The organism is Blautia sp. Marseille-P2398, assembly GCF_964240315.1.
Classification (GTDB): domain Bacteria; phylum Bacillota; class Clostridia; order Lachnospirales; family Lachnospiraceae; genus Blautia_A; species Blautia_A wexlerae.
In genome coordinates, this window is record NZ_CAXSTD010000008.1 from 107,856 (window position 1) to 134,670 (window position 26,815).

Here is a 26,815-nt window from a genome sequence, read left to right on the forward strand (position 1 = left end):
CTCCCCAAGAGAATTATCAAGGAGCTATTATGGAATTAGATAAGTTATTAAAAAAGAGAAGCATAATAAGCTGCACAATCAAGGACGGGATTTGTATTGTACAGTATGCTTCAAAGGAAATGAAACTATTAGATATATCAGGTATGGGTATTGTAGAAGTACTTGATTTTATATTGGAGGAATAAGATGAAAGTTGGAGATAAAGTAATAGTTGATCCTAGATTGCATGGATGCATATGGTGTATTCCTGTGGAAGAAGTTAAAGGAAAAATTATGACTATAATATCCATAAATAACCCTAGAGGTTTTGAGGCTTATTGTTGTGTTAAAGAATCAGGATATATTTTTAAGTTGGATATGTTTATTCCTGCAGAAGGTACTTTATTTTTAGCTATCCATGAAAGAAGGCAATATGAAGAGAGGAGATAAAGTAATTTTTAGATCTAATACTCCTCGTATTCTATGGGGCGTAGATATAAATTATTTATTAGGAAATATATGTACCATAAAATCAATTATAGAACTAACTTCTAAAACTTTTGAAAGAAAAGCTTATGAGTTAGAAGAAGCTAGTGATTATTGGTTTCCAGCAGAGGAATTCATTCCTTACAAAGGACTAACTGTACTAATTGATAAGAGGAGGAAACATGAAATATAAAGTTGGAGATAGAGTCATGGTCCGGACAGATTTAGTTGGTGGGTTAGAATATCCTTATTCGAATCCGTCACGCAGAAAGTTATATTTTGCTTCAGCAATGGAAAAATTCCGTGGAGAAGAGTACGAAATAGTAGCAATTGATTATGTTTGTGAAGTTTATAGTTTATCTCTAGGAGAAGAGGAATCTAAGTGGGTGTTCAACGATGCAATGTTGATACTTGTTGATGGGTTAAGGAGCTTGATATGCAAGAGAAATATAAAATAGGAGACATAGTAAGAGTTAGAAGTAATTTGAAAGGTAATACAAGATATTATTATGATGGTAGTGATAATGAATATTTGTTTTTTAACATTGCCATGCAAAAATTCTGTGGCCATGCATATAAAATCATAGATAAAGTTTCATCATTTTATCCTGGCTATGTTAACTATAGACTAGCACTAGGAGATGAAACATGCGAGTGGGTTTTCAGTGACATAATGTTAGAACCTGTTCAGTGTTTAGGGGGACTTATATGCAAGAGAAAAAAGAATTAAAAGTTGGAGATTGGGTTCGTGTAAAACGTAACCTAGCAGTTCATGAGATAGGGGTGAAGTATCTCGGAAAAGTTTATAGAATCAATAGAATAAGTTATACAGGTTACTATCTATCTGGTACTCCAGAAGGATACTGGTACAGATCATCACTTATTCCAGTAGGAAATTTAAGTAGACTTGTAGAAATTAGAAAGGAAAATCATGAGATATAAAGTCGGAGACAGAGTAGTGATTAGAAAAAATTTAGTTAGCGGGTGGTATTACCATTATGAAAATTCAATGGGAAGATTATTTTTTAACAGCCACATGTATAAACTTTGTGGAAAAATTTGTGTAGTAACTAAAATTACAGATCTTGTATTAGATGAATATTTCTTATCAATAGATGATGAAGAAGTATCATGGTATTTTAACAATGCAATGTTACTTCCGGCAAATAGTTTGAGATATTTAGTAATGACAAGGGAGGCGACCTCATGAAAATATATGAACTTCATCAAGACGTATCAGGCAGATGGTTCGGCTATTGTGAAGAGACAAAAGAGTATACACCAAGCTTCATCAAATGTAAAAATTTGAAGAAAATGCTTATCTGGAAAGGTTGGGGGTGGAAATGATTGAACTTAGAGACTGTATTGTGGGAGTTAAAGATGAAAAAGAATATGAAAAAGTAATTCAGATTGCGAAAGAACAAGGATGTGAGTGGAATTCTGGAGACTCTTTAGATTATATCTACTGTACATTTCCAACAAGATTGTTTTTTGATAAAAGAGGAAGGGTCACATTTGGGGGATATCATGAAAAATATTGTGACTATCATTGTAAAAATTTGATGAGTAGATTACGAGAATTGATAATTATAAGACAGAAGGGAAAGTTATGATTGATTTAAGAGATAGCACAGTATTAGTTAACAATGTAGAAGAATATATAGCTGTGACTAAAATTGCTAAGAAACAAGGCTTTAGATGGGCGAGTTGGGCCCCTTTAAGTATAGTCCTTTGTGAGTTTCCAACGAGACTAGAATTTAATAGGAAATATGAAACATATTGGGGTTCTAGTCGTGGAAGATGTGCACGAGATTATCCTAGATACTTGGATATAATTAAAGGAGTGCGAAGACTCATAATGGTCAGAAAGGAAACGTAAATGATAGATTTGAAATGTTGTACTGTTTTGGTGAATAATAAAGCAGAATATATAGCGTTAATCAAAGAAGCGCAAAAGCAAGGTTACACATGGGCGGATGGAACTGCTTTAACCAATATATTTTGTGATTTCCCAACAAGATTACGCTTTAATGGAGAGTGTAAAGTATATTATAATTCTTCCGCCTATTATTATAATCGTGATTACTAGTGCAAGGAAATAGTTGGTGCATTAAGAAATATGATATTGAAAAGAAAAGAGGGACAACTATGTTAAAAGAAAAATTATCTATTGAGCGGAAAAAGGCTGTAATGATTACAGCCGATTTTACAGCACCTACAACAGAAAGCTATGCAATGGCATGGCTAAAACTGTGCAACAACGCAAGAGAGTACAAAGACGTTATCTGGAGAGTAGAGAATGATTCAGGAAATAGGGTATATGTCTGGTGCAATCCAAAGTATAAAGAAACAGTAATAGAATTCCTCACAGGAATAGTTTACTATCATCAGGAAGATAAAGGGCCTACATCAGTAGGAAAAGTTATTGAGGCAGAAGATGTTACAGTTGGTTTCCCGGTGTATGAGTATGAGAGTACATGTTCTTCACATGAGGAGCAATGGGGCATAGATATTGATAATTCAATTATGTTTTGGGGAAGAGTTAAAGAAATTTTTTATTGAGGTGATTTTTATGAAAAATAAGGAAAATTTGCCAAAGAATTTTCTTAATCTGCTTTTACCAAAAAGTAAATATATTGCAAGAGATAGGAACAATAAACTTTATGTGTACACTGAAAAGCCAGTACGATGGAGTTGTTATTGGAGCTTAAGAGGTAGTTATCAGATATCGGCAGATATTTTTGGTGATATCTTTAGTTTTATTAAATGGGAAGATGAAGAACCCTGGGGTATTGAGGATTTAAAGAAATTAGAGGTGAAAAAAGATGATTAATTTAAAAAATACATGTGTGTTAGTCAGAACGAAAGAAGAAAACGAAAAACTACTTAAAGAAGCTGAGAAACAGGGATTCAATTGGTCTCAGAGATACGATTGTAAACCATTACTAGCACAACATTTTCCAGACATTTTAAGATTTTATGAAGACAAAGTTATAACTTATGAGGCGAGTATCAGATCAAATGTTGATTTCTACGAAGCATCAGAACTCCTCGGCACAAAGGAAATGACGGCAAGAGAGTTTGTTGAGTGGTATCTCAATGTGGATTTTTTGTGCGGTAGACGTAACTGTGATGAATGTGTACTTGGCAGAAAGAACACTAAGTGCAACAATCAGTTGTGTAGTACATGCAACTGGAAAAACAACATTGATGAACTTCTTGAAATTGCGAAATCAAGTAGAATTACAGTTCCTACACCCGAAGAGAAAGCAATTGAAGATATTGAGAAGTTAATTCAAAGTCCATATCGCGGAATAACAGGTGAAATTAAGGAATCCTTAAAGCTGGCGGTGGAGAAGCTGAAAGAGGTGAATGATAATGGAGAGATTAACACTTGAAGATGCTATTTCTCATGCAAAAGAAGTAGCAGAAAAGAATTATAGAGGTGCAGATTTTGAGTCAATTGATTCTGTAGACGATGATATAAAAGCTAATTGCATAAAATGTGCAGAAGAACACGAACAGCTTGCGGAATGGTTAGAGGAACTGAAATCTTACAAAGACTTAGACGAACAGGGCTTGCTTGTTAGATTGCCGTGTAAGGTTGGAGATTCTGTTTTCATCATTGTCGGAAAAGATATTTCAAGACAAGGAATAAGAAAGATAGAAATTTCTGACAACAGCATTATATTTAAAACAAATAGACAGAAAAGAATATTTAACGTTGCTGAGTTTGGAAAAACCGTATTCCTCGCCCGTGAAGATGCTGAGAAGAAGTTGGAGGAATTTTAAATTGAATGCTAATACAAGAAAACTTATATTAATGGAGGAAAACATTATGGATAAATTAATAGCAAAAGAAGTAGAGTTTAACGGAGATATTCTTAGAGCAGCACAGGATCCTGATGGAAATATTTGGGTTGGTGCTCGCTGGGTATGTGAAGCTATCGGTTTAGATGATAATCGGATCAAATATGAAAGAAGAAAAATGCAAACGGATTCAGTAATTTCAAAGGGGGTACAAAATTTTACCCTCCTTACCAATGGCGGGAATCAGAATGTTATGTGCTTACAATTAGATTATTTACCATTATGGTTGGCTAAAATCTCAATTACTCCAACTATGAAAAAGGAAATGCCGGGAATAGCAGAAAAACTTGTAGCATATCAGCTCAAAGCAAAAGATGTACTGGCAGCAGCTTTCCTTGAGAAAAAAGTTAATAATCCAAACGTTATTCAGTTACAGCTGCCAGATTTCAATAACAAAATTGAAGTATTAGAAAGAAAAGTAGATAAAATCTTTGAAGATATGGGGCGTTTAGCTTCTATGATGGTTCAGGAGAAAATTGTTACGACACCTATCCCAGTGAAGAAAGTAGAGAATCCTGGTAAAAAATGGAAAAATGATATGTACCAGATGATTGATGCTCTTACCACTTGTGACAAGTTCTCTGATCGTGGCTCTGTAATGAAAACTGTATATAAGTATATGAATAAAAATTATGGTATCTGTTGGGATCAGGAAGTGAAAGATTACAAAGAAAAATATAATCCAGTAAGTAAATTTAGTACTTATGATGTTGTCTATGCCAATGATACTTTAAGATCTATCTTCAGTGCTGCGTTAGGAGATCTGTATGAAAAATATAAATCAATCTGTAATCAGGATGCAACAGATTCTATTATTGCTCCTCTCGTAGAAAAATATGGAGATAAGAGCAACGGAGGAATGGTTACATATAGAAAAGTATACAAAAAGATGGGAGAAATGAGTCCGATCAATTGGCATAATTTAGAAGTTCGTTATATTAACAAACATGGCAAAGCAGGAGCAAGAAGAAAGAAAATCATTTCTTCCAATCCAGAAATGCTGAGAAAATTTAAGAATGCAGTTGATGTCATGATGGTTGGGTAAAGACTATGCTAAAAATAGGGAAAACATATTATTTAAAAACTTGGGAGGAGCTTAAAAAAGCTTCCAATGGTGATTATTCAGGAGCTTTAGATTTCGGAGAAATACTATTTTTATCTAGGATGAAGATTTTATGTGGGGACAAGATATGTATAATTGGAAAGTATCCTTATCATGAAGGAGTTTATCAAGGGATAGATATGAAAATTTCACAACAATTTTTGTTTACTGAAAATATGTTGTTCACATCTGGTTTGCGAAAAATGATTGAGGTGAGAAATGAAAGTAGGACAAAAGTATAAAGTTCGTTCTTGGGATGATATGAAAAGAGAATTTGGAATTGCTCAAACTGGGGATGAAATATATATACCATGTTTGGCATTTTTTGTTAAAGACATGTGTAGATTTTGTGGAACTACTATAACTGTTTCATATTTTATATACGACAATGTTTTTAGAATCGAAGAAGATAACGGTAGATATATGTGGTCTACAGACATGATCACACCATTAGGAGATTTATATGAAGCGATACAAAGTAGGAGACATAGTTCAGATTCGTCAATGGGATGATATGGTTAAAGAATTTGGTGTTAATTATTATGGTGTTATTCGATGTAACAATTATTGCAGTTTTGTGGGAGAAATGAAGAAATATTGTGGGAAAAAATTACGAATAGATACTATAAAAAATCTTGGTAATACCTATTATTATACAATGACTGCAATTCCGTGGACTTTTACAAGTGAGATGTTTGAAAAAGGAGACTTATCAATGTTAATCACAAGGAGACAGGAATGTATAAAGTAGGACAGAAAGTAAGAGTTAAATCTTGGGAACAAATGGAAAAAGAATATGGACTTAATTCTTGCGGTAGCATAAAGACACCATCATCATTTACTAGAGAAATGAATTGGTTTTGTGGGATGATTTTTACAATTAAGAATGTAAGATCTGGTATTTTTCGTGTTACTTACGATTTAGAAACTAATAATAAGGAATTAAATGATGAAATAAAACATTATTACTGGGATGAAGAAATGCTTACATCTGCCGGTTTATTGGCACAAATAATTCAAAGGAGAAAAACTCATGTATAAATATTACGACAAGAAAAACAATTTTGTAGAAACATTTAATCCGGAGACAGGATTCTATATCCGGTCCGATGATCTTACAACAGGAAAGGAACCATTCATGAGAGATTTTCCTGCTTTGTTAGATATTGGTATTATGGGACATTGTGTTCATGGAGCATCTGGTTTGTGTATTCAATCAGGAGTTCAGTGTTATCAGAATGGATTACACACACAGGAGCCTAACATGTCCCTTGAGAATTTCAAGAGAATAGTAGATGAATGTAAAGGGAAAACATTTCAGTTTGCTCTTGGTGGCAGAGGAGACGTAGACCAGCATGAAGATTTTGAAGAAATCCTTAAGTATTGTAGGTTACAAGGGATTGTGCCAAACTTTACAAGTTCCGGTTTAGGATTCAATGAAAAAATTGTTTCCTTATGTAAAGAATATTGCGGAGCCGTAGCTATATCTTGGTACAGAAGTGAATACACAGGGAAAGCGATTGATATGTTAGTATCTGCAGGAGTTACTACTAATATTCATTATGTCCTTGGACGGAATTCTATAGATGAAGCTATTGAACGTTTGCAGCATGAAGATTTCCCTGACGGTATCAATGCAGTAATTTTTCTTCTTCATAAGCCAGTAGGTTTAGGAACTCAGGCAAATGTATTGTCTCCTGATGATGAAAGAGTCAAAGAATTTTTCTCTTTGATTGATAAACATGATTATAAATTTCAGATTGGATTTGATTCATGTTCTGTGCCTGGACTGTTGAATTTTACAGAAGAGATTTTAAATTCTACTCTGGAACCGTGTGAAGGAGCAAGATTTTCTGGTTACATTACGTCAGATATGAAAATGCTGCCATGTAGCTTTGACAATCAGGAACTTAAGTGGGCAGTTGATCTTAATGAACACACTATTCAGGAAGCATGGGATTCAGATGTGTTCGATGATTTCAGAAGCCATTTCAGGAATTCTTGTAGAGGTTGTAGTCGTCAGTGTGATTGCTTAGGTGGATGCCCGATCAGAAGAGAAATTGTCTTGTGCACAAAAGAGGAGAAAGATTTATGCTAACAATTGGGCTAAGTGCTGTATTAATAGTGACATTGATAATTTTATTCGCTTGCATAAGCGAAAATATAAATTTGAAAATGGAAGTAGAGGAACTAAAAAGACAGAATGAGATTCAACGTTTTAAGTACTCTAGCATATACCGGGAGTATGTAAGATTATTAATGGAGCCTGGCACTTTAAAGTCTACTACACCAGACATAAAAGAAGCTGTTCATTACGCAATGGTTAAAGCTCATCCTGACAATGGAGGTAAACAAGAAGATTTTGTAAAGTTTAGAAAGCTATATGAGAGGATGAATAATGAATACAGATAAACTTAAATTTCTTAAACTTGGCGGGCAATATAAAGTAAAATCATTTGCTCGTTTAATGGAAGAATATGGTTCTGATAACTCTAGTGGAATGCCGAATGTCATCTGCGGTTTTAATAAGCAAATGAAAAAATTGTGTGATCAAAAAATTACGATACAAGATACATTCTATAAGAATGAAGATAAGTTTTATCAAATAAAAGAAGCAAGATATTGTTGGAATAGTCAGATGTTAGAACTTCCTTTAAGCACATTGATCTATAGGAGAAGACATGGATAGATATGAAATATATTTCAAGTTAAGGGAAATCTGTTCTGGACATTTATGCACTAATTGTCCAATAAGTTTCATAAATTCCAAGCATAAATGTGGCCATGGTTATGGGTATTCTTTAGATGGGAATCCGATACCATTATCAGAAGCTTTGAAGTATTACTCTATTATATATGGAGAACACAATTTGAGGAATACTATAGAGAAAAGAAAGGAGAATTATAGACATGAAAGAAGGATATAAATTAGAAGACACTATTATCCTCAATGGAAAAGTAGGGTGGGTAAACACAGGAGATGATGCTGGTAGCATTATTGGGATACAAAATATTCAGAAAGTAAAAAGATTTTCTGGTGAAGAAATTGTTGTATCTAATGATGGATTTGCTTTTTCAAAAGAAATGGAAAGTCGATGCGGGTGGCTTGACAGATATGCAAGTATTCAAATGCTTACAGGAGATACACCTATTGATATGGATCACATTGATGAGACAAAGATTGTATCAATGGAAGGAATCACTGAGTCTGAATATTATCATAGGTATAGTGATTATACTGGATATCTTTGGACTGAAGAAGAATTCAAATGTGGTGGTCATGATCTGTTAAAAATCTTAGAAGGAAACATGGGTAAGTATATTCATATAGAAATTGAATTATATTCGAGGTGTTGATATGACATTTGAAGAAGCTAAACAGCGTTCGGATTACTGTTTTAGACTCAACGGAATCCAACTTCTAATAAGGAATATAAGAGAAGAGCATTTAGAAATTGATCTCGATAATGGTCCTCTTATAGGTAAAGCTGTATTGGAAATAGGTTATGTTGATATTGAAGTAAATATTTCTGTTCTCGGAATGTTTAACGAAATACCAACATATAAACCGACTATTGAATATTTTACTTGTTTAAAAACGGAGAATGATTGGGAGCCTATTGAATATATTGGGACTGGAGCAGATGTGGATTGGTGGAGTAACAGATGGAAAGAAGAGTTGGAAGAAGATATGTTTTTAGCATTAAATGAATATGTGGAAAGTGCAGGACTCAGCTATGATGAACCAAATTGAAGGAGGAAAGAAGAATGGATAAAGCTTGGTTAGAACAGAAAATAAAAGAATGTGAAAGTGCCCGGCCTGAGATTGAAAAAATACTTAGGAACAAGCTGCATTTGGATGATAAGGAATTTGAGAAAATCATGGATTGTCTCGAATCTCCTTGTTATACTACTGCAATACAAGAATTAAACATGGTACTTATTATGAAATATGTGGATGATTCTACAAAAACTTATGAAGAATATAAAGAATTATCAGAACTTACAGGAATTGAAGAGCTGTTTTATAAATACACCAAGAAAAATTGGATTGATGCATATTTAGATGGAGAGCCAATGGAATTTGATGGAGATATTATTATCACAGATCCTTGTTATATCATGAAAGAAGATGATGATTGGGCAACATGTGCCTACGGAGAGAATATGGAAGCACTTGGAATAACTCACTATATGACAAGAGACACTCTCTATGGAGATTGGAGCTGTACCACTTTTGACACTGACACAAAAGAAGCTATTGGTGAGTTTTGTGCAGATGCTGGTTTAGTGTCAGTATTTTTATTAGATGAAGTTCTGAAATATAATCCAGAATTTGACTATCATTTAAAAAATAAATGGATGGCTACTTGGATTAAAGACTTCAAGGGAACTGTGACATTTGTTGTTAAACACATTGATGGTTATTATGAAGAAGATACCGATTACTGGAAGAAAGGTGACTACTGGGAAGATTATGTTTTAGAAGTAGTAGGACATGGCATTAACAAGGTTACTGGTAAACCAATTAACTTTGTTGGAAAGCAAACGGGTTTATAATATGATTCCGAATAAAAAAGGTTTGCAAGTTATTATGAAAAACACTTTTACTCCAGGATGGGAAAATAGAATTTTTACATTAACTGGAGAAAAACAAATAAATGATTGGGTGAATGTCTACTATCCAGTAATGGAGAATGTTAATCCTGTCAATAGATATTTTATGGTGCCGCTGAATTCGTTAAAATTATTAATTTTAAATAAACAAGAAAAGGAGAACTAAAATTATGAAAATGAGCTATGATGTACAGGTTGAGGAGTTAGGAGCAAATAGAAGAGGTCTCGTTACTTCAGAAGAGGGAAGAGCTATTGTTGAGTTTATGAAAACAAGTAGAGCCAACATGTGTTTTGAGTACGATGATGAGGCTGAAGCTAAAAGAAGAGCTTCTGCAGTAATGAATTGTTGCAAGAGACTCAATGAAGAAGGCGAAAAAGAAGTTATTAAATACGCTAAACGTGGAAATAAAATCTACGTCATTAAAGTGACGGAGTAAGGAGGAGTCTTATGTTAGACATTAACAAGAGAGTGAGGTGTGAGGGAACAACTGTTGCAGAGATGATTGAAGCTCTGCAGCGGTTGCCTCAGGATGGTATTGTTCACTTTGAAGGGAAAAAGAATGGTTACATCCATTGTGATCCAGAGAGTAAAACAATAGATTTTGACACTGATGACCTTAGTGCTATGTATGAAGAGGTTTCAGAAGAGCCTAAAGAGTTCTATCTGGTGTGTATAGATACTTATATCAAAGAATATGTAGCCATAAAAGCACAGAATAATTTTGAAGCCGAAGCAAAAGCACGAGATTTAAGCCAGATAAACTTTAATGGAATGAATAAAGAAGTCTATGTTTGTGCTACATGTAATGCTCATACAAAAACTTATGCACAAGAACACAATTACAGAATTATAGAGGAGGACGCATGAAGTTAAGAATAGGTTTTGTAACTAATAGTTCCTCATCCAGTTTTACTATTGCTAAAAGTGATTTAACAGACGATCAGATTGAAAAGATTAAAAATCATATTAAGGTTGCAAAAGAATTAGAAATGGAAACATTTTATGATGAATGGGACATCAGAGAAACTAAATATGAAATTCATGGCTATACTCTTATGGATAATTTTGACATGGAAAAGTTTTTATTATTAATTGGTGTAGCTAGAGAAGATGTCGAATGGGAGGATTGATCATGAAGATTAGAAAAGGATTTGTAACTAATAGCAGCAGCAGTAGCTTTATTCTTGGTTTCAAGAGTGAAGAAAGTATCAAAGAGGAGCTGCAGAAAGAAAATCTTGAAGAAGAATACTTTGAGGAAATCTTAAGAGATGTAACGGAAGCTGCAAAGTTGGATAGAGAAGATGTTTTGGAAGGATATTCAGAAGAAATCTATTATCAGACTCTTTGGGAGATAGAAGACAGTCTCTATGTACCTTATAGTAAGAAACTTGAAATACGAAAAACGGAAGAATTCCAGGAAAAGCTTAATAAAGCAATAACAGATAGGATGTCTGAGTTAGAGGAAGATATGCAAGGGTACTCTGTATTTGTAGAGATTAATTATTCAGACAATGATGGTCTTATGTATTCAACCCTTGAACATCATGTTGTACCGGATATGAATTGTTGTCTTGCTGCTATTAGTCATCATTGAAATGCAAGCATTAGAAAGGGTGTGGAGAAATGGGAAATTACTATGAAGGAAAATTAATTTTCGGATTGAAAAGAAATCTTCCAGATGAACTGTTACATGATTTATCAGTGCTTGCAAGTGAGCGGAGCTGTGATAGAGATATAAAACCATTGTTACAGCATAGAGAATTAAAAGAGTCTAAATGGATGAATCATTATAGAGCTTTATATCCGACTTACACATTAGAATTTTCAGAGGGAGTGTGGTTCTTGACTGCCAGCTTCTGTATGAAAGGATACATGTGCCTAGGTGATGACTTAGGGCAAGATATTTATGACTTTCTGTATCCATATTTTAATTCAGACATTCTTGATGAAGCAGATGGTGGCTATATAGGCACTATTGAAGATGAAGATGGAACCTACCGGAAAGAATTCTATGCAAACTATGAGCGATTCAATAAAATCATAGAAAATAGAGAATACCTGTGTAAAGGTTGCTATAAGAAAATGGATGGATCATTATGTAATGATTGGAAGTACTGTAAAAGAGCATATGATATAGGAAGAGGTGATACCATTGAAGATTCGTAACGGGTTTGTGACCAATAGTAGTTCTTCAAGTTTTATTATTGGCAAAGCAAACGACAATACAGTAACTATTGATTCAGTATATCAAGAAATAAAAGAACTTTATAAACAATATTATAAATCTTGTTCTGAAATGTATAGTTATGTAGAAACGTATTATCCTGATGTATTTGAAGTTGTCACTGAAAAAAGAAGCAAATATTTACACTCGAAGAAATCATGGGATTGTACAAAAATTGCTGATACTCAGTTGAGATTGATGTTTGGCCTTGATCATTATGAAGAATTACCAGAAGTAATTGATTGGACCAACTGTAAGACATACAAAGACTATGTCAATTTTTGGATTCCTAGAATGGAAATTGGAGTTCATGCACCTTTTTATATAAGAGACTTTTCCTGCAATGATCCGTATATCCCTCTTGATTTCAGCACACAAATGAGAGAGTGCTCAGGAGACAGCGGCAATGGAATTGAATCTGATATCTTAGCTTGGTATTTTCCTTGGATTGAAAATATAAAGTATGACTGTGATAGCTGCCCAGATAATGAATACTGCTATAAAGAGGAATGTCAGGAAACTAAACAACAATTTATGGGAAAAGAAATTCCAAGAGATCAAGCATGTTTATATATCTTAGGAAAGATTTGTGTATGTTCAGAGTGTGGATATCTGCCTAACTATGTAGTCGAAAGATTAGAAGAAATATCAGAGTATTCATGTAACCATATGGGTTAAGAAAGAGAGGGATTAGTTATGATGAACTATGAAATGTTTGTGGAAGAACTTAAAAATAAAATAAGTGTAGCTATCAACATTCCTATTGAGAATATAGAATTTTCAAAAGATGGAGATAGATTTTCTCCGACAGGAGACAGACTGCTGGTGAAGCTTGCAGAGCATGATGATGCCTGGGAGGTCTGTGGAATACATACAAAAGAGCTTTTTAGAGAATTCTTAAATGGAACATCATTTGACACCATTCTTGATAGTACTGTAAGAGACATTAGACAGTTACAAGGACAAAATTCTTATGAAAAAACAAAGAAAATTTGGAACTATGAAACTGTTAAAGATTCTCTTTTTATAAGGCTGCTTAATTATGATGATAATTCTAAAGAATTGAGTAATGCTGTTTATAAAAGAATAGGTGATATTGCTCAGGTATTATATATGAAGGTGTCTGAATGTGATGGAAACATTATGAGCACTAAGATTTTTAAATCTGTAGTAGAGAAATGGAAGGAAGATGGTTTGACCTTAAGTGAAGGCAATATTCTGGAAGAAGCATTAAGAAACACAGAACGTATGTATCCACCGAGAATTTACAGATGGGAACAGATGCTCTTTAGTCCGGAATATGAAGGAGAAGAGTTTATGAGTCCTGGTACAGAAGAAGCAATTAGCCAAGATTTTATTGGAAATTGTCTAACTACAGCAAAGAAAACAAACGGTGCAGTAGCTATATTTTATCCTGGTGTGGCTGAACGCTTTGCTAATATATTGGATTCAGATTTGTATTTAGTGTTTACCAGTGTGCATGAGGTGATGGTTCATAATGCTGATGGTGTTGATGCGGTAGACTTATCAATAATCTTACAGGATACGTTGGAAGAAGCGACACCTAAAGAAGATTTTCTCACAAGGAAAATATATAAGTATGAAAAAGATACTCATAGATTTCTTTGTGCCATATAAAAAATAGCCTCTCTCTTCTTGAGAGAGGCTAACAGGAGGGTAGATATGAGAGAATACCATATTTATATGCAGCGTACAAAGTGTGTAGAATGTTATTTTAAACGGGTCACATACAAATGGCTCCCGTGGGAGTATATAGGGTATGTTGCCGGCACTAAACAATTGTATACATATTTTAAATCAGAATTTAGATACAATTTGTCCAGTGTAGTATTTTACCATTCATTCAACTATTTTGATGATGAATATTTAAAAATAGATAATAATTGGGATTTCATGTCTACTGGCCCACACGAATATCACAGATATTTGATTATGGATGATTATGGTAATGTACGAGACTTTCATCGACTTACTAAGAAATATAAGAAGAAGAGAATTATACATTATGGTATTCGTGGTGGTGGTTGGCATAGTCATTGGCCAAGATTGACTTCTGATCAGCGTAAAAGTATTACTCCGGAAGAAATAAAAGGAATTAAGTGTGAATATGGTTTTACTCTTAGACCTATAAAGCCTAAAAGAAACTTGGACTACTTTTGGGATAATGAAAAATGTTCTAAAGTATCTGGTTGGAAGATGCAAAGTAAAAGAAGGAAACAGTGGGGGTGAAAAATGAAGATATATTTACTATGTACATTGGATAGTGAACATTATAGAGAACCATATTTTTACTTTTTCAAAACTGCTTTTGCGGCTCATAAATGGGTTATAGACAACTTAGTCAGTATTACAGAGGAAAGCCGAGAAGAAGTAATAAGTGAGCTTGAATATAAAAATGTAGACGGATCCGACGACCAGATCATGCGAATTGATTATTCATACGGAGATGGAGAATTCTATGTTAACACTATTCATGAAATTGAAATAAAAGATGGAGATTATCTTTGTATTTATCATCATGCTTACGAAGGTGTTGGATTCTATGTAGAGAAGATTGGCACTTTGGAAGAATGTAAAAATCATATGTTAGATTTAGCAGCTAAAATGGCTAATGATTTTAATATTGACATAACTGACGATGATGTATTTGAAGTTAATTCGTTTGATTCGTGTGTTGACGATGATTATCAGTGGCATATGTGCAATGTTATTCAGTTCAAGGCAAGCGAAATTATAGGAGATAAAGAAAAGGAACTTGATAAATCAGATTCTGCTGGGTTAAATGATGATATTCATAAATATAGTGATGAAGTCTATAAAGAATTGAAGAGCATATATGAGCCGCTTCCGATGTATGGGTGCGCCACCAACTATGCCGAAACTTCATTAGGAGAAGTAATTGAAGATATTGATGCCAGACCAAAATATGAAGTATTTAAAGAATTGTGTAACTATCATGGAATTGCACCTAGTACGGTAGAGTATCTGTACGAATCTATTTGGGGAAAGCCAAAGGATAAAACAGTTGGATATTTCTTATAATACAAATAAAAATAAGGGGATAAAATTGCAGTATTTTTTAATAGGAGTTATAGCAAGAACTATCATTGAATGGATATTTAGATGAAAGAAGGTGAAATATGAAAACTTATAACAGAAGAGAAGTTGAGAGAATTATTCTAAAGAATGGCTGGGAACTAGACCATTGTACTGGAGGACATTCGATTTATAAGAAAGAAGGTGTAAAGAAAACATTGTCTATTGCTTATAAGAAATGTAACCGGATGGTTGTGCAGAGACTTATTAAAGAATTTGGGTTAGTTACATAGGAGAATAATATGAAAAATAATAGTTGGACTCCCATTAGTACTGGTTTATTACCAGATGATATGGAAGATGTACAAGTAACATATATTGGATACAACGATCATGAGCCTTATTGTGATGCATTTGCGTATAGAAATGATGGAGATTGGTATTGGTCGTTAACCGACGATGAAGTTAGAGTAGAAATAACAGCATGGAAATATAACAGTGAGCCCTATAAGAAATAAATGCTAAATAGAATTGAAAGGTAGAGAAGGTGAAAATATGAGTTGGCACACAGAATGGGGAGACTTTCCTGAACTGTATAAGGAAGTAGAAATTCTTATGACTGATGGCAGCATCAAAAGAGATATAATGGTTAAAGGAAAATATGGAAATTATGAATGGAGGAATTGGACAGATAAGTGTGTTGTAGGATGGAGACCTATTGAAAAAACTACATAAATACTATAAACTGTAAATAGCCATCTTTTTGTATCAAGGAAAGGTAAGGTGAATTTGGGAAAGAAAGTTAAAGTAAGAGATATGAAGCCAGGTTGGACATATAGAGTACCTGGCAAAACATTGGAAGAAATTTATGAAAGTGCGCATGAATATGCTAAATGGCCTCCGGTACAAATGACAGACGCAAAGCAAAATACAGGTTTATTATTGCTCAAAGTTACTGAAGACAATAAAAACAATTGGGATGAAAAATACGGGTTCAATCTATATCCTATACATGAAGAAGTTGAGCTGACAGAAAAAGCACTGAGGCCCGGTCAGCAAGGAACTTTTCAAGTAGTAAGAACCGGGAATAAGGTTTGGAACTATCATCCCAATTGTACTGTCCGAGTAGAAGTAGACTCATTAGATTTTGAAATGGAAGAAGCTTATCCATTCCCTATTGCTGTAGTGAGAGATGACTATGAGCCAATACCTTTGCCGAATCCATGGACATGGGGGGAAACAAGCGATCCTGATTCTAAGGCAGCAAAGCATGTAGATGTTTGGGACGAGTCTGATGCAAAGACTATAGTTATATTAGGAATAATATCATTTGTACTGTTAATGGCTGGACTCTCTGGTTTGAGTCTACTGATAACAATGTGGGCGGTAGCAGCAGCTTATTTTCATTCAAAGCATGAAAAAGTAAGAAAAGAAATCCTTGAACAAAGAAATAAACATGGAATTAGTGGAAGTGGATTAGACCACAAATTTAGATGGTGAGGTGAATTGCATGAAAGGAAGAGAAGAACATAAATATAAATCAGAAAGCAAGATGAGAGCATTGCTTAGGGATAAGCCACAATATTTCACTGGTTATTATAATGGTCTATTCAATTCATGCGAATATCTTACTGCGCAAAATTATACTATGACGGCTGTTAGGTTTATGAACTTTTTGAAAGAAAACGGGTTTATAGAGTCAATAGAAGATTGTAATGGAGCAATGACTATTGACAATGTAAACTCTTATCTCTCTTGCTTAAGAGGAAGAGATGGAGGATATAGTTCAGATAGTGCTAAAGCAACTACTTATACGGCATTAAAATCATTTGCTGATTATTTGTTAAGCAGAAAAATGATTTCAGAGAGCCCTTTTGATTGTGGCATAAAAAGAGTTTCTGTAAAAGATCCGCTTAAACAGGTTGCAATGACAGCCGCAGAGTTGAAAAAAGTTGTTGAAAGAATAAATGATAATTCTATTGGTACAAAAAGGGCCAACGCAAGAAGAGAAGCATGGAAGGAAAGAAACCTTGCTATATTTACTCTTCTTATGGTAACTGGTATTCGTGTTACTGCGCTTACAGAACTTAATATGGAAGATATATTCTGGGATCAGAAGATTATTAGGGTTACTGATAAGCGCAGAAACACTTATGAATGTGAACTTGATGATGATAGTATGGATATTTTAAGAAATTGGGTAATAAAACGTGCAGAACTTTTGAATAAAAGAGATTGTAATGCTCTTTTTATTTCTAACAGACGAACAAGAATCACTGACAAATCAGTGAGAGATTTAGTTAAGGCATATACCGCAGATTTTGAAAAACATATTACTCCTCATAAATTTAGAAGTACTTTTGCTACATTATTATATGATCAGACAGGAGACATTGCATATGTACAGCAATTAATGAATCATTCTCGACCTGACACGACACAAAGATACATCGTTCGAAAGCCTATTAATGCTGAAGCTGCTAAATATGTAAATAGTTTATTGAAATAAGTTCTAAACAATGATATAATACAAGAAAGGAGGTTGCAAAATGTTAAGAAGTGAAAACCTGTATGAGATACTGGATAAGTATTTTTCTCAGATCCAGAAAAATTCATATTACAAGAGAGAAGTACAAAAATTTCTTATGAAAAAATATGAATATTCAGATATTGAATATATGCAGTATATCATTGGAGCGAAAAGTAAAGATGAGATTCCAGACAATGAAATGTATTGGCTTATTGATGCGTTTAATAATGTTTTTAGGGCAAATATGGAAATGAAAACATATTTTTCTGATAAGGAAATAGTAAGATTTTCGAGCCTAAAGGCAGATTATTTAAAAACAGATATTTATCCAATAAGAATAAGTCCAGTGATAGAGATAGCTGAAGATCAATGGGTGACAAAAATAAGTATTGATTTACTAAAAGAGTTTTACGATAACCAGCTTATAATATACAATCCAAGGACTCAGCGTCAACTTAAACAGAGACGTAGAGGACAAGATGTATCATATACAATTGATATAGTTTCTTCATCAGTAAAAGCTATTGAAGGTTTAATGAGCAAGGGAGAATTTGTACCTAATGCTTTAACTCTTAATCTCAATGTTGATGATTCAGAGGTAGATTTTGATATTGTTGGATCAGAATTGATACTTAATTCTGGTAAATTTGATATCATTGATGGTTTTCACCGGTTTAGAGCTGCAATAAACACGAAAATTAAGAATCCTGATTTTCAGTTTAATTTTATCCTGAATATCATGAATTTTACAGAAGACAAAGCATGTCAGTATATTGAGCAGGAAGATAAGAGAAATAAGATTTCTAAAAGTTACTTAGCTTCTATGGATAAGTCGTCTCCTACTAATATAATTATTGACAAACTAAACAACACATTGGATAGTCCAGTAAGAGGTAAAATTGAAAGAGCACATAGAGGAGAAATAGACAGAGCTACTTTGTTTTCATTATTGGAGTTTATTCTTAAAACTAAAAGTATGAACCGGAGTCAGTGTATCAAAACTGCGGTATTTATCATAAATATTTTGAAGATAGTTCAAGAGAATAATCCAGATGTTGTATTTGATGACACCACTATGCCAGTAGTGTTATATGGTTCATCTATCTCAAAGGATGCATATGAATGTGCAGAAAAAATAGAAAGTGCATTAGGAAAAGATGTGCCGATTATTAATAGTGTTACAAACATGAAAGTAAATAAAATAAAAGCTTTATTTGAGGAGGTGTGATTATGTATAATGAAGAACGGAAGAAAGAATATCTGCGACATGTAGTAGAAGATCTTGGACAAACTCCACAAAGTGCGAAAGCTCTTTTTAACAAAACGGAAGACTATGAGGACTTACTTAACAAGGACTTATGTGATTTTACTTTTTCTGAAATAGATAAATTGTTGTCTACATTTGCAGCCTCATCAATAAATGCCTTAAGGAAAAATATAAGTGTTTTACGGAAATATGCTGACTGGTGTTGTTCCTGCAACATATCTATAGACAACATAAATCACTATGATGAAATAAATATGGAAATTGAAAGTCTACAGAAATATCTTAATAAGGAAAGAGCGGTGTGTCCCAGCAGAGAACAGGTTTTAAAGGATATTTCTAAAATTAGAAACTATTCTGATAAATTTTTAATTCTGGCTTTGTTTGAAGGAGTAAGAACAGAAGCCCCCGGTGAGCTTTTAAGAGCTAAAATAAGTAAGTTGAATGGTAATATCCTTACTTTCGAAAACGGAGAGGAAAAAACTTTGTCAGAGACGCTGGTAGACTTGGCTAAAGTTAGTTCACAAGAGGAGGAGTATATATCTTTTACTGGAACTGCTTCTTTATTAAGTATGAAGGGGAATATTGTTAACTCCAGGAATAATACACGTAGTGATTCATTAGAAGCTTTAAATCTAAGACTGACAAATAGGTTAATTGCGCTTAGAAAAGAGCTTAATATTCCGTATCTGACTATTCCTCGACTCTATACAGCCGGAATTGTAGAGCAGTTTAGAGAAATAATGAAGAAATATAATGTTTCTAAGGAAGATATCTTTGAAAGCCAGTATGTTGAAATGGTTAGTTCAAATTATAATATAAGTTCTTATGGCAAAGGAACTCTTAAAAATAAATTTTATAGTTATTTATAATAGATAATACCACACATAGATTGACTTAATTTGCTGTGTGTGGTAATATTTAAACATAATAAGCGAACAAGCGTTCGAACATTGGAGGGATTGCAGTGTTAGAGAGACTTTATGAATGTTTTGGAACTGAGGAGAGAATTGGATTAATTTGTCACATAAATGGCATGGAAATGGGGTGGATGAACTTTGTAATTGAAAATATATATGAAGAGGGAGATGTTGTAAGAGTAGAAACCGGAGATTCCTACATAAGACTGGAGCCGAAGCTTTATGAAGAGGTTCCAGTTGGAGAAGGGGAAAAATTTGTTCATGGTAAAGATTATGTTATATTGTATAAAATGGAGGAAGAAGAGTGCTTTTAAAAGAAATGCGTGAATTAGTGGAAGAATTAAATATATATGCTCATGCGTATTATATGGAAGATACTTCTCTAATTTCTGATTATGAATATGATAAAAAATATGATCGACTTAAAGAACTTGAGAAAGTTACAGGTATTATTTTAGCCAACAGTCCCACTATCAATGTTGGCTCAGAAACAGTTAGTGAGTTAGAAAAAGTCGAACATGATCATCCAATGTTGTCCTTAGACAAAACAAAGGATATAAATGAAGTTGAAAGTTTTATGAATGGTTTGCCAGGATTAGCCATGCTAAAAATGGATGGGCTTACTATTTCAGTAAAATATATAGATGGTAAATTGGTTGCTGCAGAAACTAGAGGGAATGGAATCATCGGAGAGAATGTTTTACATACAGCAAACAGTTTTGTAAATCTTCCAAAGGAAATTCCTTATAAAGATGAAGTAGTAGTTGATGGAGAAGCTGTCATGGAAATCCATCATTATACTTATCTTAAAGAGCTAAAAGATATTGATCTGAAAAAAGATGGAGAAAGAAAGGGACTTTTTGGTGAAGAATTAGAAAAATATATTAAAGATAATGGTATTAAGAATATCAGAAATTTAACTGCTGGCTCTGTTAGACAGCTTGATAACTCCGTTACAAAAGAAAGAAAAATCAAGTTCATTGCTTGGAAGGCCGTTCGTGGAATAGATGGAAATAGTTTCATGAAAAGATTACAGATATTAGATCTGCTAGGATTTGAAGTGGTCCCTTGGGTAAAAGTTGATAATATTGAAGAGAATATTAAAAAACTTAGAGAAACCGCAAGAGAAAAAGATGTTCCTATTGATGGAATCGTATTTTCATATGATGACATTGATTATAGTGAAAGCTTAGGAAACACATCACATCATGTTCGATCACAATTGGCATATAAATTTGCAGATGATAAGTTTGAAACAGTAATTAGAGATGTAGAATGGAGCATGGGAAAGACTGGACAGTTGACACCTGTGGCAGTTTTTGATCCGGTTGAAATAGATGATACGATTGTTGAAAGAGCTAGCTTACATAATGTGAATATTTTCAAAAGTTATGAACTGTCAGTAGGAGATACGATTACGGTATATAAGGCGAACATGATCATTCCGCAGATTGCAGAGAATTTGACCAGAAACGGTGACAAATTGTTTACTGTGCCTGACAAGTGCCCTATTTGTGGTGGTCATGTAAAAATTACAGGTGAAAATGAGACAGAAGAGCTTCAGTGCATGAACCTTGAATGTAAAGGGAAACTTCTTGGTGAATTATGTACTTTTGTAAGCAAAGAAGCACATGATATTACAGGGCTTTCTAAATCTACTCTGAGTCTATTAATAGAGAAAGAATTTATTAAAGGGCCTTTAGACTTATTTTATCTAAAAGACTGCCGGGGAATGTTAGTGACATTACAAGGGCTAGGAGCAAAAAAAGTTGATAAAATCCTGGAATCAATAGAAAAATGCCGCAAGACAACTCTGCCTAAATTTCTTTATGGGCTGTCCATACCTTTAATCGGTCGAAGTGTTAGTAAGCAGCTAAACATTGTTGAAGAGAAAAGAGCAAGAGAAAAAGGGTTAAAAACAGCTTTTGATAGCTTTATTAAAGATATGGATTCTCAGTATGATTTTACATGTTTGGAAGACTTTGGTTTTGCGAAAGCTTCTTCTTTGAAAAATTATTTTGAAGAAAATCAAAGATACATAACTGAGCTTGCTGCGGAATTCCAGTTTGAAGAAGTTTCTCAGGAGACTGTAAAAGATGGTTTGAACGGAGCGATATTTTGTATTACTGGGACACTCACCGAGTTTGCCAATAGAGCAGCTCTAGTAGAGAAGATAGAATCTCTTGGAGGCAAAGTCACAGGATCAGTAACCAAAAAAACTAACTACCTTATTAATAATGACGCAATGTCAAAAAGTAGCAAGAATGTGAAAGCTATGCAGCTTGGTGTCCCGATAATTTCAGAAAAAGAATTTTTAAACAAGTTTATAAAAAAGTGTTGACAAGGTGAAATGACTATGGTATACTTAGAGCAAGTTAAGAGAAAGGAGAACAGTTTCAAGCAATAAACAAGTTTGTAAAAAAACTTGTTGACACAGAATACGGAGTATGTTATAATACATATATCACAAAAGGAAGAGGAAAATGAGATATGTTTTAGAAAGTGAAAAATATCCTGGAAATTATTTGGTGTTTAAACATGGAAGTCCTCCTCATGTGGTGGATTTAAAATCTGCTCAGAAGTTTGACAATGTACCGAAAGCTTTAAACAGGATATCAACAATTCCTAAAAATTTAAGCATATACGCCCCTTGGAAAGTAACATCAGTTGATGAGAGAGTTGGTTTTGTACAGCAGAATAAATCTCTTGTAGAGATTGGTGATTATAAAAAGAAAATAGATGACAGCATATTGCCTATTAAAGAAATATTAGGTAATAGAAAACCTTTAGAAAAACAGCTAAAGGAACTGGAGCTTATATCTCAGGATCTTGATCACTATATAGAATTTAATAAACTGAATGTTACTTCTGGATATTGGGCCTATAAAATAAAAAAAGCAATTAGAGAGAAACGAAGAAGTATAAAAGAAGATCTATATTATATAGATTATCTTCAGACAGCTTCATTACCTCAAATTGTAAACGGGGAAGGGAGGCCTAATTTAGATAATCAAAAATATCGAATTAGATCAGATATTGGACAAGAGTTTTTTAATCAGAAGTACATATCTAAAGAAATAGCAGAGAAGATTTGCAAAGAAATAGAGGAGATTACATAATGAATGAATTAATTATGCTGGTAGGTTTACCTGCTTCCGGTAAAAGTACATGGGCTAAAGAGTATTCAGAAACTCATCCTGATTATATAGTGCACTCTTCTGATAAACTCAGAGAAGAAATGTATGGAGATAATTATGATGACGCAGACAACAGTAAAGTATTTGAAGAACTGCATCGTAGAATACTGGAAGATTTGAAAATGCATTCGGTTATTTATGATGCTACTAATTTGGTAAAGAAAAGAAGAGTGCATTTTTTAAAAGGAGTTCCTAAACATGTTTATAAAACATGTATTATGTTTTTGAAAACGTATGAAAAATGTTTAAAGGATAACTCAAAAAGGGAAAATTCAGTTCCAGACGAAGTGATTACAAGAATGAGGAAAGTATTTTCTCCACCAATGTACCATGAAGGGTTCAATGAAATTAGAGTTGTACAAGATGATCATAAAGATATAAAAGAATTAATAGATATGGCTCGTGACTTCGATCAAGAGAATCCACATCATTCTCTTACTCTTTATGAACATCTGAAAAAGGTTTCAGAAGGAGTACCTAGAGAAGAAAAAAATTTATGGGTGGCGGCCTGTCTCCATGATATTGGAAAGCTTTTCACTAAATCAAGAATTAATGGAAAAGGTGAAGAGGATGATTACTGTCACTATTATCAACATCATTGTGTTGGAGCTTATGAATGTTTAACATGTTTTGATTTTTCCGGTGCACTTACAGGAAAAGATATATATGATGCTTTTTATACAGCAAATTTGATTTATTATCATATGCATCCCTATTTATCATGGTCGCAATCAAACAAGGCAAAGAATAAAGATAAGTATTTAATTGGAAAACAGATGTTTTCAGATGTGATGTTATTACATGAAGCAGATGTTAAAGGGCATTGATTTTCGATATAAACAATGATATAAAACAGGAGAATAAAAAATGAGAATTATTAAGGTAGGAAACACATTTAGAACTTACGACGATTCATTAGAAACTTTCGACAAGCTTCCGGCTCAGAATTATGTCGTGAGGTTTCAAAAGAATTCTGGTTTCTTTTTAGAAAAATATGCAGACATAGAAATCAAAGAAAAAACCTACGGAGTACATATGAGTAAGGTTGAAAAAGTTCTTAAGGCTTTTCCAAAAGCAGAAAAGAACCTTGGCGTTATCCTGTCAGGCAATAAAGGAATCGGCAAATCATTGTTTGCAAAGACATTGGCTGTGGAAGCAACAAAAGTTGGTTTACCAGTTATCATTGTAGACACGTATATTCCTGGAATTGCAAGTTTCATAGAAGAAATTGAACAGGAAGTAATGATACTGTTTGATGAATTTGATAAAACATTTGGCAGTATTAAAGCTGCTGATGGCATGGCAGATCCTCAAACAGAAATGCTTACATTGTTTGATGGATTGTCTCAAGGGAAGAAAATGTTTGTGATTACTTGTAATGACCTCAACTCGTTAAATAGTTATTTAGTAAACAGACCTGGAAGATTCCACTATCACTTTAGATTTGAGTATCCGTCAGATGCTGAAATTACAGAGTACTTAGAAGATAAGTTAGATAAACAGTATTACAGTGAAATTGAAAAAGTAATTTCTTTCGCTCACAAAGTAGATTTAAACTATGACTGCCTGAGAGCAATTGCATTCGAGTTGAATTTTGGAGAGCCTTTTGAGATAGCAATCAAAGATTTGAACATTATTAATCTGAATAGTGTTATATATGAAGTCATTTTACATCTTGAAGATGGTTCTGAAGCAACTACAAAATTGACTATTGATTTCTTTGATAAGAGCGCAACGATTGAACCAGAATTCTGCTTTAAAGGAACCTATGTAGATGCTTCTTGTAAAGTTCTTGATTGTGAGTTTGATCATAAAAAAGGCATCATTTATGTATCTGGAAATGATATTAAATTAGAAAGTGATAATTACTACAATGATGAAGAAGATAAAAAGATCATCAAAACAATGAAGCCAGCATATATGACTTTTGTAAGAGCAAAAAGTAGAGAATTGCATTATGCAGTATAAATAATCTGTATATAGATACCTTCATAGGTATCTATAGAGGGTAGTGGCCAAGCGGTAAGGCACAGCACTTTGACTGCTGCATTCATGGGTTCGAATCCCATCTACCCCGTAGTTCTAAGTTAGCTCTGAAGGCCAAAGAGGTAACCGATAGAACTAAGGTATACCTACTTATGTTCATGGCGAACATAGATAAAACTTAAGTGAAAATTTGGATGGTTTAATAACTGGAACCTGTTCAAAAAAGGGAACACAGTACATTGGTAGCAATGGTTTGGATGTACAAAACATTTATATAGATGTGCTTTGTGCTAATGAGGCGAGGGAAGTGAGGATGATCTGGTCAAGCAGAAGTGTAATTAGTTACGAAGCAAAAAAGTAATTGAGTCAGCGAGGTAGAGGTGAGTGATGGGGCAACGGAATGGTGACGACTGTTCGTGTAGCTGACATGATTACAAATCAATCATTATAGTTGTTACGTTTTTATATGTGGGTGTTTTCAAAGTTCACCCACTATGGAAACTTAGCTCAGTTGGTTAGAGCAACCGGCTCATAACCGGTCGGTCCTGGGTTCGAGTCCCAGAGTTTCCATTTCTCCTGACGAAGGAGTGACTTTTGAGAGCTCTAATTTTCAATAGTAAAGAGCCGTTGCTGATTTGGTAGTGAGAATCAGATGGCGCTGGAAAGACAGATAGTTTTTGAGATGTTTTGTAATGAGACAAACATTCAGCTTTAAAGAAAATGTAGGGAATTGAGCTGATCAAAGAACACATAATCCTGTTGTGACTGCAGTATGACAGGTCATGCATGAAAAGTGATAAGTAGCTCAGTTGTGAAAAAGAGCGCACTGCAAAAGTGAGGTCGGTGGTTCGAGTCCACTCTTATCACAGTCAATTAAATTAAAGTTTAAAATTCAGGAGGTATTTATTATGACAACAGAAAAAATGAATGTACATAAAGCATTAGCGGAACTGAAGATCTTAGATGATCGCATCATAAAAGCAATCAACAGTGTAGAAGCTTGTATTTCAAATAAGCATTCTAACACAAAGGTCAAAGGAGTGGATATCAAAGTTTACACAGGAGTTATGAAATCTTCTTATGATAAAGCAACTGATTTAATCAAGAGAAGAGAAGCTATTAAAAGAGCTGTAGTTCTTTCAAATGCAGTAACTAAAGTCACTGTTGCCGATAAAGAGTATACAGTAGCTGAAGCTATTGAAATGAAAAATCATGGAATGGACTTCAAGAAACTTTTAAAACAGAAAATCAAAAAACAGTATGATGCTGCTATGGCTCAGATCATAACTGAGAATGGTAAATTGGAAGATAAAGCTGAAAATTATGTTGTAGGGCTCTATGGCAGTAAAGAAGGTAAAACCTCTACTGAAGAGTTTACAAAAACTAGAGAAGCTTATATAGAAGCTCAGACAATGGAACTTGTTGATCCAATTGGTGTTCTTAAAGAAATGGAGGATTTAGAAACAGAAATTGCAGAGTTCACTGCTGAAGTAGATGCGGCACTTTCAGTAAGTAATTCTCTGACAGAAATAGAAATTACATACTAAGATATATTCACTGCTTATCGAAAACTTTAAACTAT

49 protein-coding genes and 3 tRNA genes are annotated in these 26,815 nt (G+C 33.7%); all 52 read left to right on the plus strand.

What is annotated here, in order from left to right:
* Nucleotides 1-29: 29 nt before the first annotated feature.
* The 52 genes from ACESZG_RS10665 to ACESZG_RS10920 all read left to right on the plus strand — a co-directional run bounded on the left by ACESZG_RS10665 (nucleotide 30) and on the right by ACESZG_RS10920 (nucleotide 26,780).
* Entirely contained in the window at nucleotides 30-185 is a 156-nt protein-coding gene (locus tag ACESZG_RS10665; protein ID WP_182466339.1) for a hypothetical protein, read from the plus strand.
* A 1-nt stretch (nucleotide 186) separates the two neighbouring features.
* Nucleotides 187-429 carry a hypothetical protein gene (locus tag ACESZG_RS10670; protein WP_055053198.1) on the plus strand — a complete coding sequence of 81 codons (243 nt, stop codon included), beginning with the start codon at nucleotides 187-189 and terminating at the stop codon, nucleotides 427-429.
* On the plus strand, nucleotides 413-658 hold the full coding sequence (locus tag ACESZG_RS10675) for a hypothetical protein (RefSeq protein WP_118571405.1): 246 nt from the start codon (nucleotides 413-415) through the stop codon (nucleotides 656-658). Before ACESZG_RS10670 ends, ACESZG_RS10675 begins: the two co-directional genes overlap by 17 nt.
* Nucleotides 648-923 carry a hypothetical protein gene (locus ACESZG_RS10680; RefSeq protein WP_373218186.1) on the plus strand — a complete coding sequence of 92 codons (276 nt, stop codon included), beginning with the start codon at nucleotides 648-650 and terminating at the stop codon, nucleotides 921-923. Before ACESZG_RS10675 ends, ACESZG_RS10680 begins: the two co-directional genes overlap by 11 nt.
* Entirely contained in the window at nucleotides 902-1,195 is a 294-nt protein-coding gene (locus tag ACESZG_RS10685) for a hypothetical protein (RefSeq protein ID WP_055053195.1), read from the plus strand. Before ACESZG_RS10680 ends, ACESZG_RS10685 begins: the two co-directional genes overlap by 22 nt.
* Complete coding sequence (locus ACESZG_RS10690; RefSeq protein WP_118592952.1) at nucleotides 1,174-1,407, plus strand: hypothetical protein; 234 nt, start codon at nucleotides 1,174-1,176, stop codon at nucleotides 1,405-1,407. Before ACESZG_RS10685 ends, ACESZG_RS10690 begins: the two co-directional genes overlap by 22 nt.
* Before the next feature lie 16 nt (nucleotides 1,408-1,423).
* Complete coding sequence (locus ACESZG_RS10695) at nucleotides 1,424-1,675, plus strand: hypothetical protein (protein WP_155511692.1); 252 nt, start codon at nucleotides 1,424-1,426, stop codon at nucleotides 1,673-1,675.
* Nucleotides 1,672-1,812, plus strand: a complete 141-nt coding sequence (locus ACESZG_RS10700; RefSeq protein WP_155511691.1) for a hypothetical protein — start codon at nucleotides 1,672-1,674, stop codon at nucleotides 1,810-1,812. Before ACESZG_RS10695 ends, ACESZG_RS10700 begins: the two co-directional genes overlap by 4 nt.
* Nucleotides 1,809-2,078: a hypothetical protein gene (locus ACESZG_RS10705; protein WP_055053192.1), complete on the plus strand. Its 270-nt coding sequence runs from the start codon at nucleotides 1,809-1,811 to the stop codon at nucleotides 2,076-2,078. The genes ACESZG_RS10700 and ACESZG_RS10705 overlap by 4 nt, the downstream gene beginning before the upstream one ends.
* Entirely contained in the window at nucleotides 2,075-2,344 is a 270-nt protein-coding gene (locus ACESZG_RS10710; protein WP_373218190.1) for a hypothetical protein, read from the plus strand. The genes ACESZG_RS10705 and ACESZG_RS10710 overlap by 4 nt, the downstream gene beginning before the upstream one ends.
* Nucleotides 2,345-2,554, plus strand: coding sequence for a hypothetical protein (locus tag ACESZG_RS10715; RefSeq protein WP_373218192.1), 210 nt, complete (start codon nucleotides 2,345-2,347; stop codon nucleotides 2,552-2,554).
* 59 nt (nucleotides 2,555-2,613) lie between these two features.
* Complete coding sequence (locus tag ACESZG_RS10720; protein ID WP_373218194.1) at nucleotides 2,614-3,027, plus strand: hypothetical protein; 414 nt, start codon at nucleotides 2,614-2,616, stop codon at nucleotides 3,025-3,027.
* Nucleotides 3,028-3,037: 10 nt separating this feature from the next.
* On the plus strand, nucleotides 3,038-3,298 hold the full coding sequence (locus ACESZG_RS10725) for a hypothetical protein (RefSeq protein WP_373218196.1): 261 nt from the start codon (nucleotides 3,038-3,040) through the stop codon (nucleotides 3,296-3,298).
* Nucleotides 3,291-3,863, plus strand: a complete 573-nt coding sequence (locus ACESZG_RS10730) for a hypothetical protein (protein WP_373218197.1) — start codon at nucleotides 3,291-3,293, stop codon at nucleotides 3,861-3,863. The genes ACESZG_RS10725 and ACESZG_RS10730 overlap by 8 nt, the downstream gene beginning before the upstream one ends.
* The gene (locus ACESZG_RS10735; protein ID WP_373218199.1) at nucleotides 3,844-4,257 is read left to right on the plus strand and encodes a hypothetical protein; all 414 of its coding nucleotides are present in this window, start codon (nucleotides 3,844-3,846) and stop codon (nucleotides 4,255-4,257) included. The genes ACESZG_RS10730 and ACESZG_RS10735 overlap by 20 nt, the downstream gene beginning before the upstream one ends.
* Nucleotides 4,258-4,303: 46 nt before the next feature.
* On the plus strand, nucleotides 4,304-5,380 hold the full coding sequence (locus tag ACESZG_RS10740) for a phage antirepressor N-terminal domain-containing protein (RefSeq protein ID WP_055053185.1): 1,077 nt from the start codon (nucleotides 4,304-4,306) through the stop codon (nucleotides 5,378-5,380).
* 5 nt (nucleotides 5,381-5,385) lie between these two features.
* Nucleotides 5,386-5,679 carry a hypothetical protein gene (locus tag ACESZG_RS10745; protein ID WP_055053184.1) on the plus strand — a complete coding sequence of 98 codons (294 nt, stop codon included), beginning with the start codon at nucleotides 5,386-5,388 and terminating at the stop codon, nucleotides 5,677-5,679.
* Between the two features lie 221 nt (nucleotides 5,680-5,900).
* Nucleotides 5,901-6,188, plus strand: a complete 288-nt coding sequence (locus ACESZG_RS10750) for a hypothetical protein (RefSeq protein WP_155511690.1) — start codon at nucleotides 5,901-5,903, stop codon at nucleotides 6,186-6,188.
* Nucleotides 6,176-6,478 carry a hypothetical protein gene (locus ACESZG_RS10755; RefSeq protein WP_055053181.1) on the plus strand — a complete coding sequence of 101 codons (303 nt, stop codon included), beginning with the start codon at nucleotides 6,176-6,178 and terminating at the stop codon, nucleotides 6,476-6,478. The genes ACESZG_RS10750 and ACESZG_RS10755 overlap by 13 nt, the downstream gene beginning before the upstream one ends.
* A complete protein-coding gene (locus tag ACESZG_RS10760) occupies nucleotides 6,471-7,535 on the plus strand; it encodes an SPASM domain-containing protein (protein ID WP_373218202.1) in 1,065 nt (354 codons plus the stop codon). The genes ACESZG_RS10755 and ACESZG_RS10760 overlap by 8 nt, the downstream gene beginning before the upstream one ends.
* Entirely contained in the window at nucleotides 7,529-7,849 is a 321-nt protein-coding gene (locus ACESZG_RS10765) for a hypothetical protein (RefSeq protein WP_227194092.1), read from the plus strand. Before ACESZG_RS10760 ends, ACESZG_RS10765 begins: the two co-directional genes overlap by 7 nt.
* A complete protein-coding gene (locus tag ACESZG_RS10770) occupies nucleotides 7,836-8,126 on the plus strand; it encodes a hypothetical protein (RefSeq protein WP_227194094.1) in 291 nt (96 codons plus the stop codon). Before ACESZG_RS10765 ends, ACESZG_RS10770 begins: the two co-directional genes overlap by 14 nt.
* The gene (locus tag ACESZG_RS10775) at nucleotides 8,119-8,364 is read left to right on the plus strand and encodes a hypothetical protein (RefSeq protein ID WP_155511689.1); all 246 of its coding nucleotides are present in this window, start codon (nucleotides 8,119-8,121) and stop codon (nucleotides 8,362-8,364) included. Before ACESZG_RS10770 ends, ACESZG_RS10775 begins: the two co-directional genes overlap by 8 nt.
* On the plus strand, nucleotides 8,348-8,794 hold the full coding sequence (locus ACESZG_RS10780) for a hypothetical protein (RefSeq protein WP_373218205.1): 447 nt from the start codon (nucleotides 8,348-8,350) through the stop codon (nucleotides 8,792-8,794). The genes ACESZG_RS10775 and ACESZG_RS10780 overlap by 17 nt, the downstream gene beginning before the upstream one ends.
* Before the next feature lies 1 nt (nucleotide 8,795).
* On the plus strand, nucleotides 8,796-9,191 hold the full coding sequence (locus ACESZG_RS10785; protein WP_055053176.1) for a hypothetical protein: 396 nt from the start codon (nucleotides 8,796-8,798) through the stop codon (nucleotides 9,189-9,191).
* A gap of 14 nt (nucleotides 9,192-9,205) precedes the next feature.
* The gene (locus tag ACESZG_RS10790) at nucleotides 9,206-9,997 is read left to right on the plus strand and encodes a hypothetical protein (protein WP_373218207.1); all 792 of its coding nucleotides are present in this window, start codon (nucleotides 9,206-9,208) and stop codon (nucleotides 9,995-9,997) included.
* A 1-nt stretch (nucleotide 9,998) separates the two neighbouring features.
* Nucleotides 9,999-10,220: a hypothetical protein gene (locus tag ACESZG_RS10795; RefSeq protein ID WP_373218209.1), complete on the plus strand. Its 222-nt coding sequence runs from the start codon at nucleotides 9,999-10,001 to the stop codon at nucleotides 10,218-10,220.
* 4 nt (nucleotides 10,221-10,224) lie between these two features.
* Nucleotides 10,225-10,491: a hypothetical protein gene (locus ACESZG_RS10800; RefSeq protein WP_118571426.1), complete on the plus strand. Its 267-nt coding sequence runs from the start codon at nucleotides 10,225-10,227 to the stop codon at nucleotides 10,489-10,491.
* An 11-nt stretch (nucleotides 10,492-10,502) separates the two neighbouring features.
* Nucleotides 10,503-10,922 (plus strand): hypothetical protein, encoded by a 420-nt coding sequence (locus ACESZG_RS10805; protein WP_373218211.1) that lies wholly within the window; start codon nucleotides 10,503-10,505, stop codon nucleotides 10,920-10,922.
* Nucleotides 10,919-11,185, plus strand: coding sequence for a hypothetical protein (locus ACESZG_RS10810; protein WP_227194101.1), 267 nt, complete (start codon nucleotides 10,919-10,921; stop codon nucleotides 11,183-11,185). The genes ACESZG_RS10805 and ACESZG_RS10810 overlap by 4 nt, the downstream gene beginning before the upstream one ends.
* Before the next feature lie 2 nt (nucleotides 11,186-11,187).
* Complete coding sequence (locus ACESZG_RS10815) at nucleotides 11,188-11,649, plus strand: hypothetical protein (RefSeq protein WP_373218213.1); 462 nt, start codon at nucleotides 11,188-11,190, stop codon at nucleotides 11,647-11,649.
* A 29-nt stretch (nucleotides 11,650-11,678) separates the two neighbouring features.
* The gene (locus tag ACESZG_RS10820; RefSeq protein ID WP_373218215.1) at nucleotides 11,679-12,221 is read left to right on the plus strand and encodes a hypothetical protein; all 543 of its coding nucleotides are present in this window, start codon (nucleotides 11,679-11,681) and stop codon (nucleotides 12,219-12,221) included.
* Nucleotides 12,208-12,957, plus strand: a complete 750-nt coding sequence (locus tag ACESZG_RS10825; protein WP_373218217.1) for a hypothetical protein — start codon at nucleotides 12,208-12,210, stop codon at nucleotides 12,955-12,957. The genes ACESZG_RS10820 and ACESZG_RS10825 overlap by 14 nt, the downstream gene beginning before the upstream one ends.
* An 18-nt stretch (nucleotides 12,958-12,975) precedes the next feature.
* The gene (locus ACESZG_RS10830; RefSeq protein ID WP_373218219.1) at nucleotides 12,976-13,917 is read left to right on the plus strand and encodes a DUF5688 family protein; all 942 of its coding nucleotides are present in this window, start codon (nucleotides 12,976-12,978) and stop codon (nucleotides 13,915-13,917) included.
* Between the two features lie 45 nt (nucleotides 13,918-13,962).
* Complete coding sequence (locus ACESZG_RS10835) at nucleotides 13,963-14,529, plus strand: hypothetical protein (protein ID WP_373218221.1); 567 nt, start codon at nucleotides 13,963-13,965, stop codon at nucleotides 14,527-14,529.
* A 3-nt stretch (nucleotides 14,530-14,532) separates the two neighbouring features.
* Nucleotides 14,533-15,342, plus strand: a complete 810-nt coding sequence (locus ACESZG_RS10840) for a hypothetical protein (RefSeq protein WP_373218223.1) — start codon at nucleotides 14,533-14,535, stop codon at nucleotides 15,340-15,342.
* A gap of 98 nt (nucleotides 15,343-15,440) precedes the next feature.
* Nucleotides 15,441-15,629 carry a type II toxin-antitoxin system HicA family toxin gene (locus tag ACESZG_RS10845; RefSeq protein ID WP_055053164.1) on the plus strand — a complete coding sequence of 63 codons (189 nt, stop codon included), beginning with the start codon at nucleotides 15,441-15,443 and terminating at the stop codon, nucleotides 15,627-15,629.
* 9 nt (nucleotides 15,630-15,638) lie between these two features.
* On the plus strand, nucleotides 15,639-15,854 hold the full coding sequence (locus tag ACESZG_RS10850; RefSeq protein WP_055053163.1) for a hypothetical protein: 216 nt from the start codon (nucleotides 15,639-15,641) through the stop codon (nucleotides 15,852-15,854).
* A gap of 37 nt (nucleotides 15,855-15,891) precedes the next feature.
* The gene (locus ACESZG_RS10855) at nucleotides 15,892-16,071 is read left to right on the plus strand and encodes a hypothetical protein (RefSeq protein WP_055053162.1); all 180 of its coding nucleotides are present in this window, start codon (nucleotides 15,892-15,894) and stop codon (nucleotides 16,069-16,071) included.
* 48 nt (nucleotides 16,072-16,119) lie between these two features.
* Nucleotides 16,120-16,836, plus strand: coding sequence for a hypothetical protein (locus ACESZG_RS10860; RefSeq protein ID WP_055053161.1), 717 nt, complete (start codon nucleotides 16,120-16,122; stop codon nucleotides 16,834-16,836).
* A 10-nt stretch (nucleotides 16,837-16,846) separates the two neighbouring features.
* Nucleotides 16,847-17,845, plus strand: a complete 999-nt coding sequence (locus ACESZG_RS10865; protein WP_118571438.1) for a tyrosine-type recombinase/integrase — start codon at nucleotides 16,847-16,849, stop codon at nucleotides 17,843-17,845.
* 40 nt (nucleotides 17,846-17,885) lie between these two features.
* A complete protein-coding gene (locus ACESZG_RS10870; protein ID WP_373218226.1) occupies nucleotides 17,886-19,094 on the plus strand; it encodes a hypothetical protein in 1,209 nt (402 codons plus the stop codon).
* Between the two features lie 2 nt (nucleotides 19,095-19,096).
* Nucleotides 19,097-20,002: a hypothetical protein gene (locus ACESZG_RS10875; RefSeq protein WP_118571440.1), complete on the plus strand. Its 906-nt coding sequence runs from the start codon at nucleotides 19,097-19,099 to the stop codon at nucleotides 20,000-20,002.
* A gap of 95 nt (nucleotides 20,003-20,097) precedes the next feature.
* Entirely contained in the window at nucleotides 20,098-20,364 is a 267-nt protein-coding gene (locus tag ACESZG_RS10880) for a hypothetical protein (RefSeq protein WP_055053157.1), read from the plus strand.
* A complete protein-coding gene (ligA, locus tag ACESZG_RS10885) occupies nucleotides 20,355-22,391 on the plus strand; it encodes an NAD-dependent DNA ligase LigA (protein ID WP_373218229.1) in 2,037 nt (678 codons plus the stop codon). The genes ACESZG_RS10880 and ligA overlap by 10 nt, the downstream gene beginning before the upstream one ends.
* A 142-nt stretch (nucleotides 22,392-22,533) precedes the next feature.
* A complete protein-coding gene (locus ACESZG_RS10890) occupies nucleotides 22,534-23,169 on the plus strand; it encodes a hypothetical protein (RefSeq protein ID WP_118571442.1) in 636 nt (211 codons plus the stop codon).
* The gene (locus ACESZG_RS10895; protein ID WP_055053154.1) at nucleotides 23,169-24,074 is read left to right on the plus strand and encodes an ATP-binding protein; all 906 of its coding nucleotides are present in this window, start codon (nucleotides 23,169-23,171) and stop codon (nucleotides 24,072-24,074) included. The genes ACESZG_RS10890 and ACESZG_RS10895 overlap by 1 nt, the downstream gene beginning before the upstream one ends.
* A gap of 40 nt (nucleotides 24,075-24,114) precedes the next feature.
* The gene (locus tag ACESZG_RS10900) at nucleotides 24,115-25,215 is read left to right on the plus strand and encodes an AAA family ATPase (RefSeq protein WP_055053153.1); all 1,101 of its coding nucleotides are present in this window, start codon (nucleotides 24,115-24,117) and stop codon (nucleotides 25,213-25,215) included.
* 38 nt (nucleotides 25,216-25,253) lie between these two features.
* Nucleotides 25,254-25,324 (plus strand) — tRNA-Gln (locus ACESZG_RS10905).
* A gap of 405 nt (nucleotides 25,325-25,729) precedes the next feature.
* Nucleotides 25,730-25,803: transfer RNA gene (locus ACESZG_RS10910), tRNA-Ile, on the plus strand.
* A gap of 224 nt (nucleotides 25,804-26,027) precedes the next feature.
* Nucleotides 26,028-26,100, plus strand: a tRNA-Leu gene (locus ACESZG_RS10915).
* A gap of 41 nt (nucleotides 26,101-26,141) precedes the next feature.
* Nucleotides 26,142-26,780: a hypothetical protein gene (locus tag ACESZG_RS10920; RefSeq protein WP_373218232.1), complete on the plus strand. Its 639-nt coding sequence runs from the start codon at nucleotides 26,142-26,144 to the stop codon at nucleotides 26,778-26,780.
* Nucleotides 26,781-26,815: the final 35 nt, after the last annotated feature.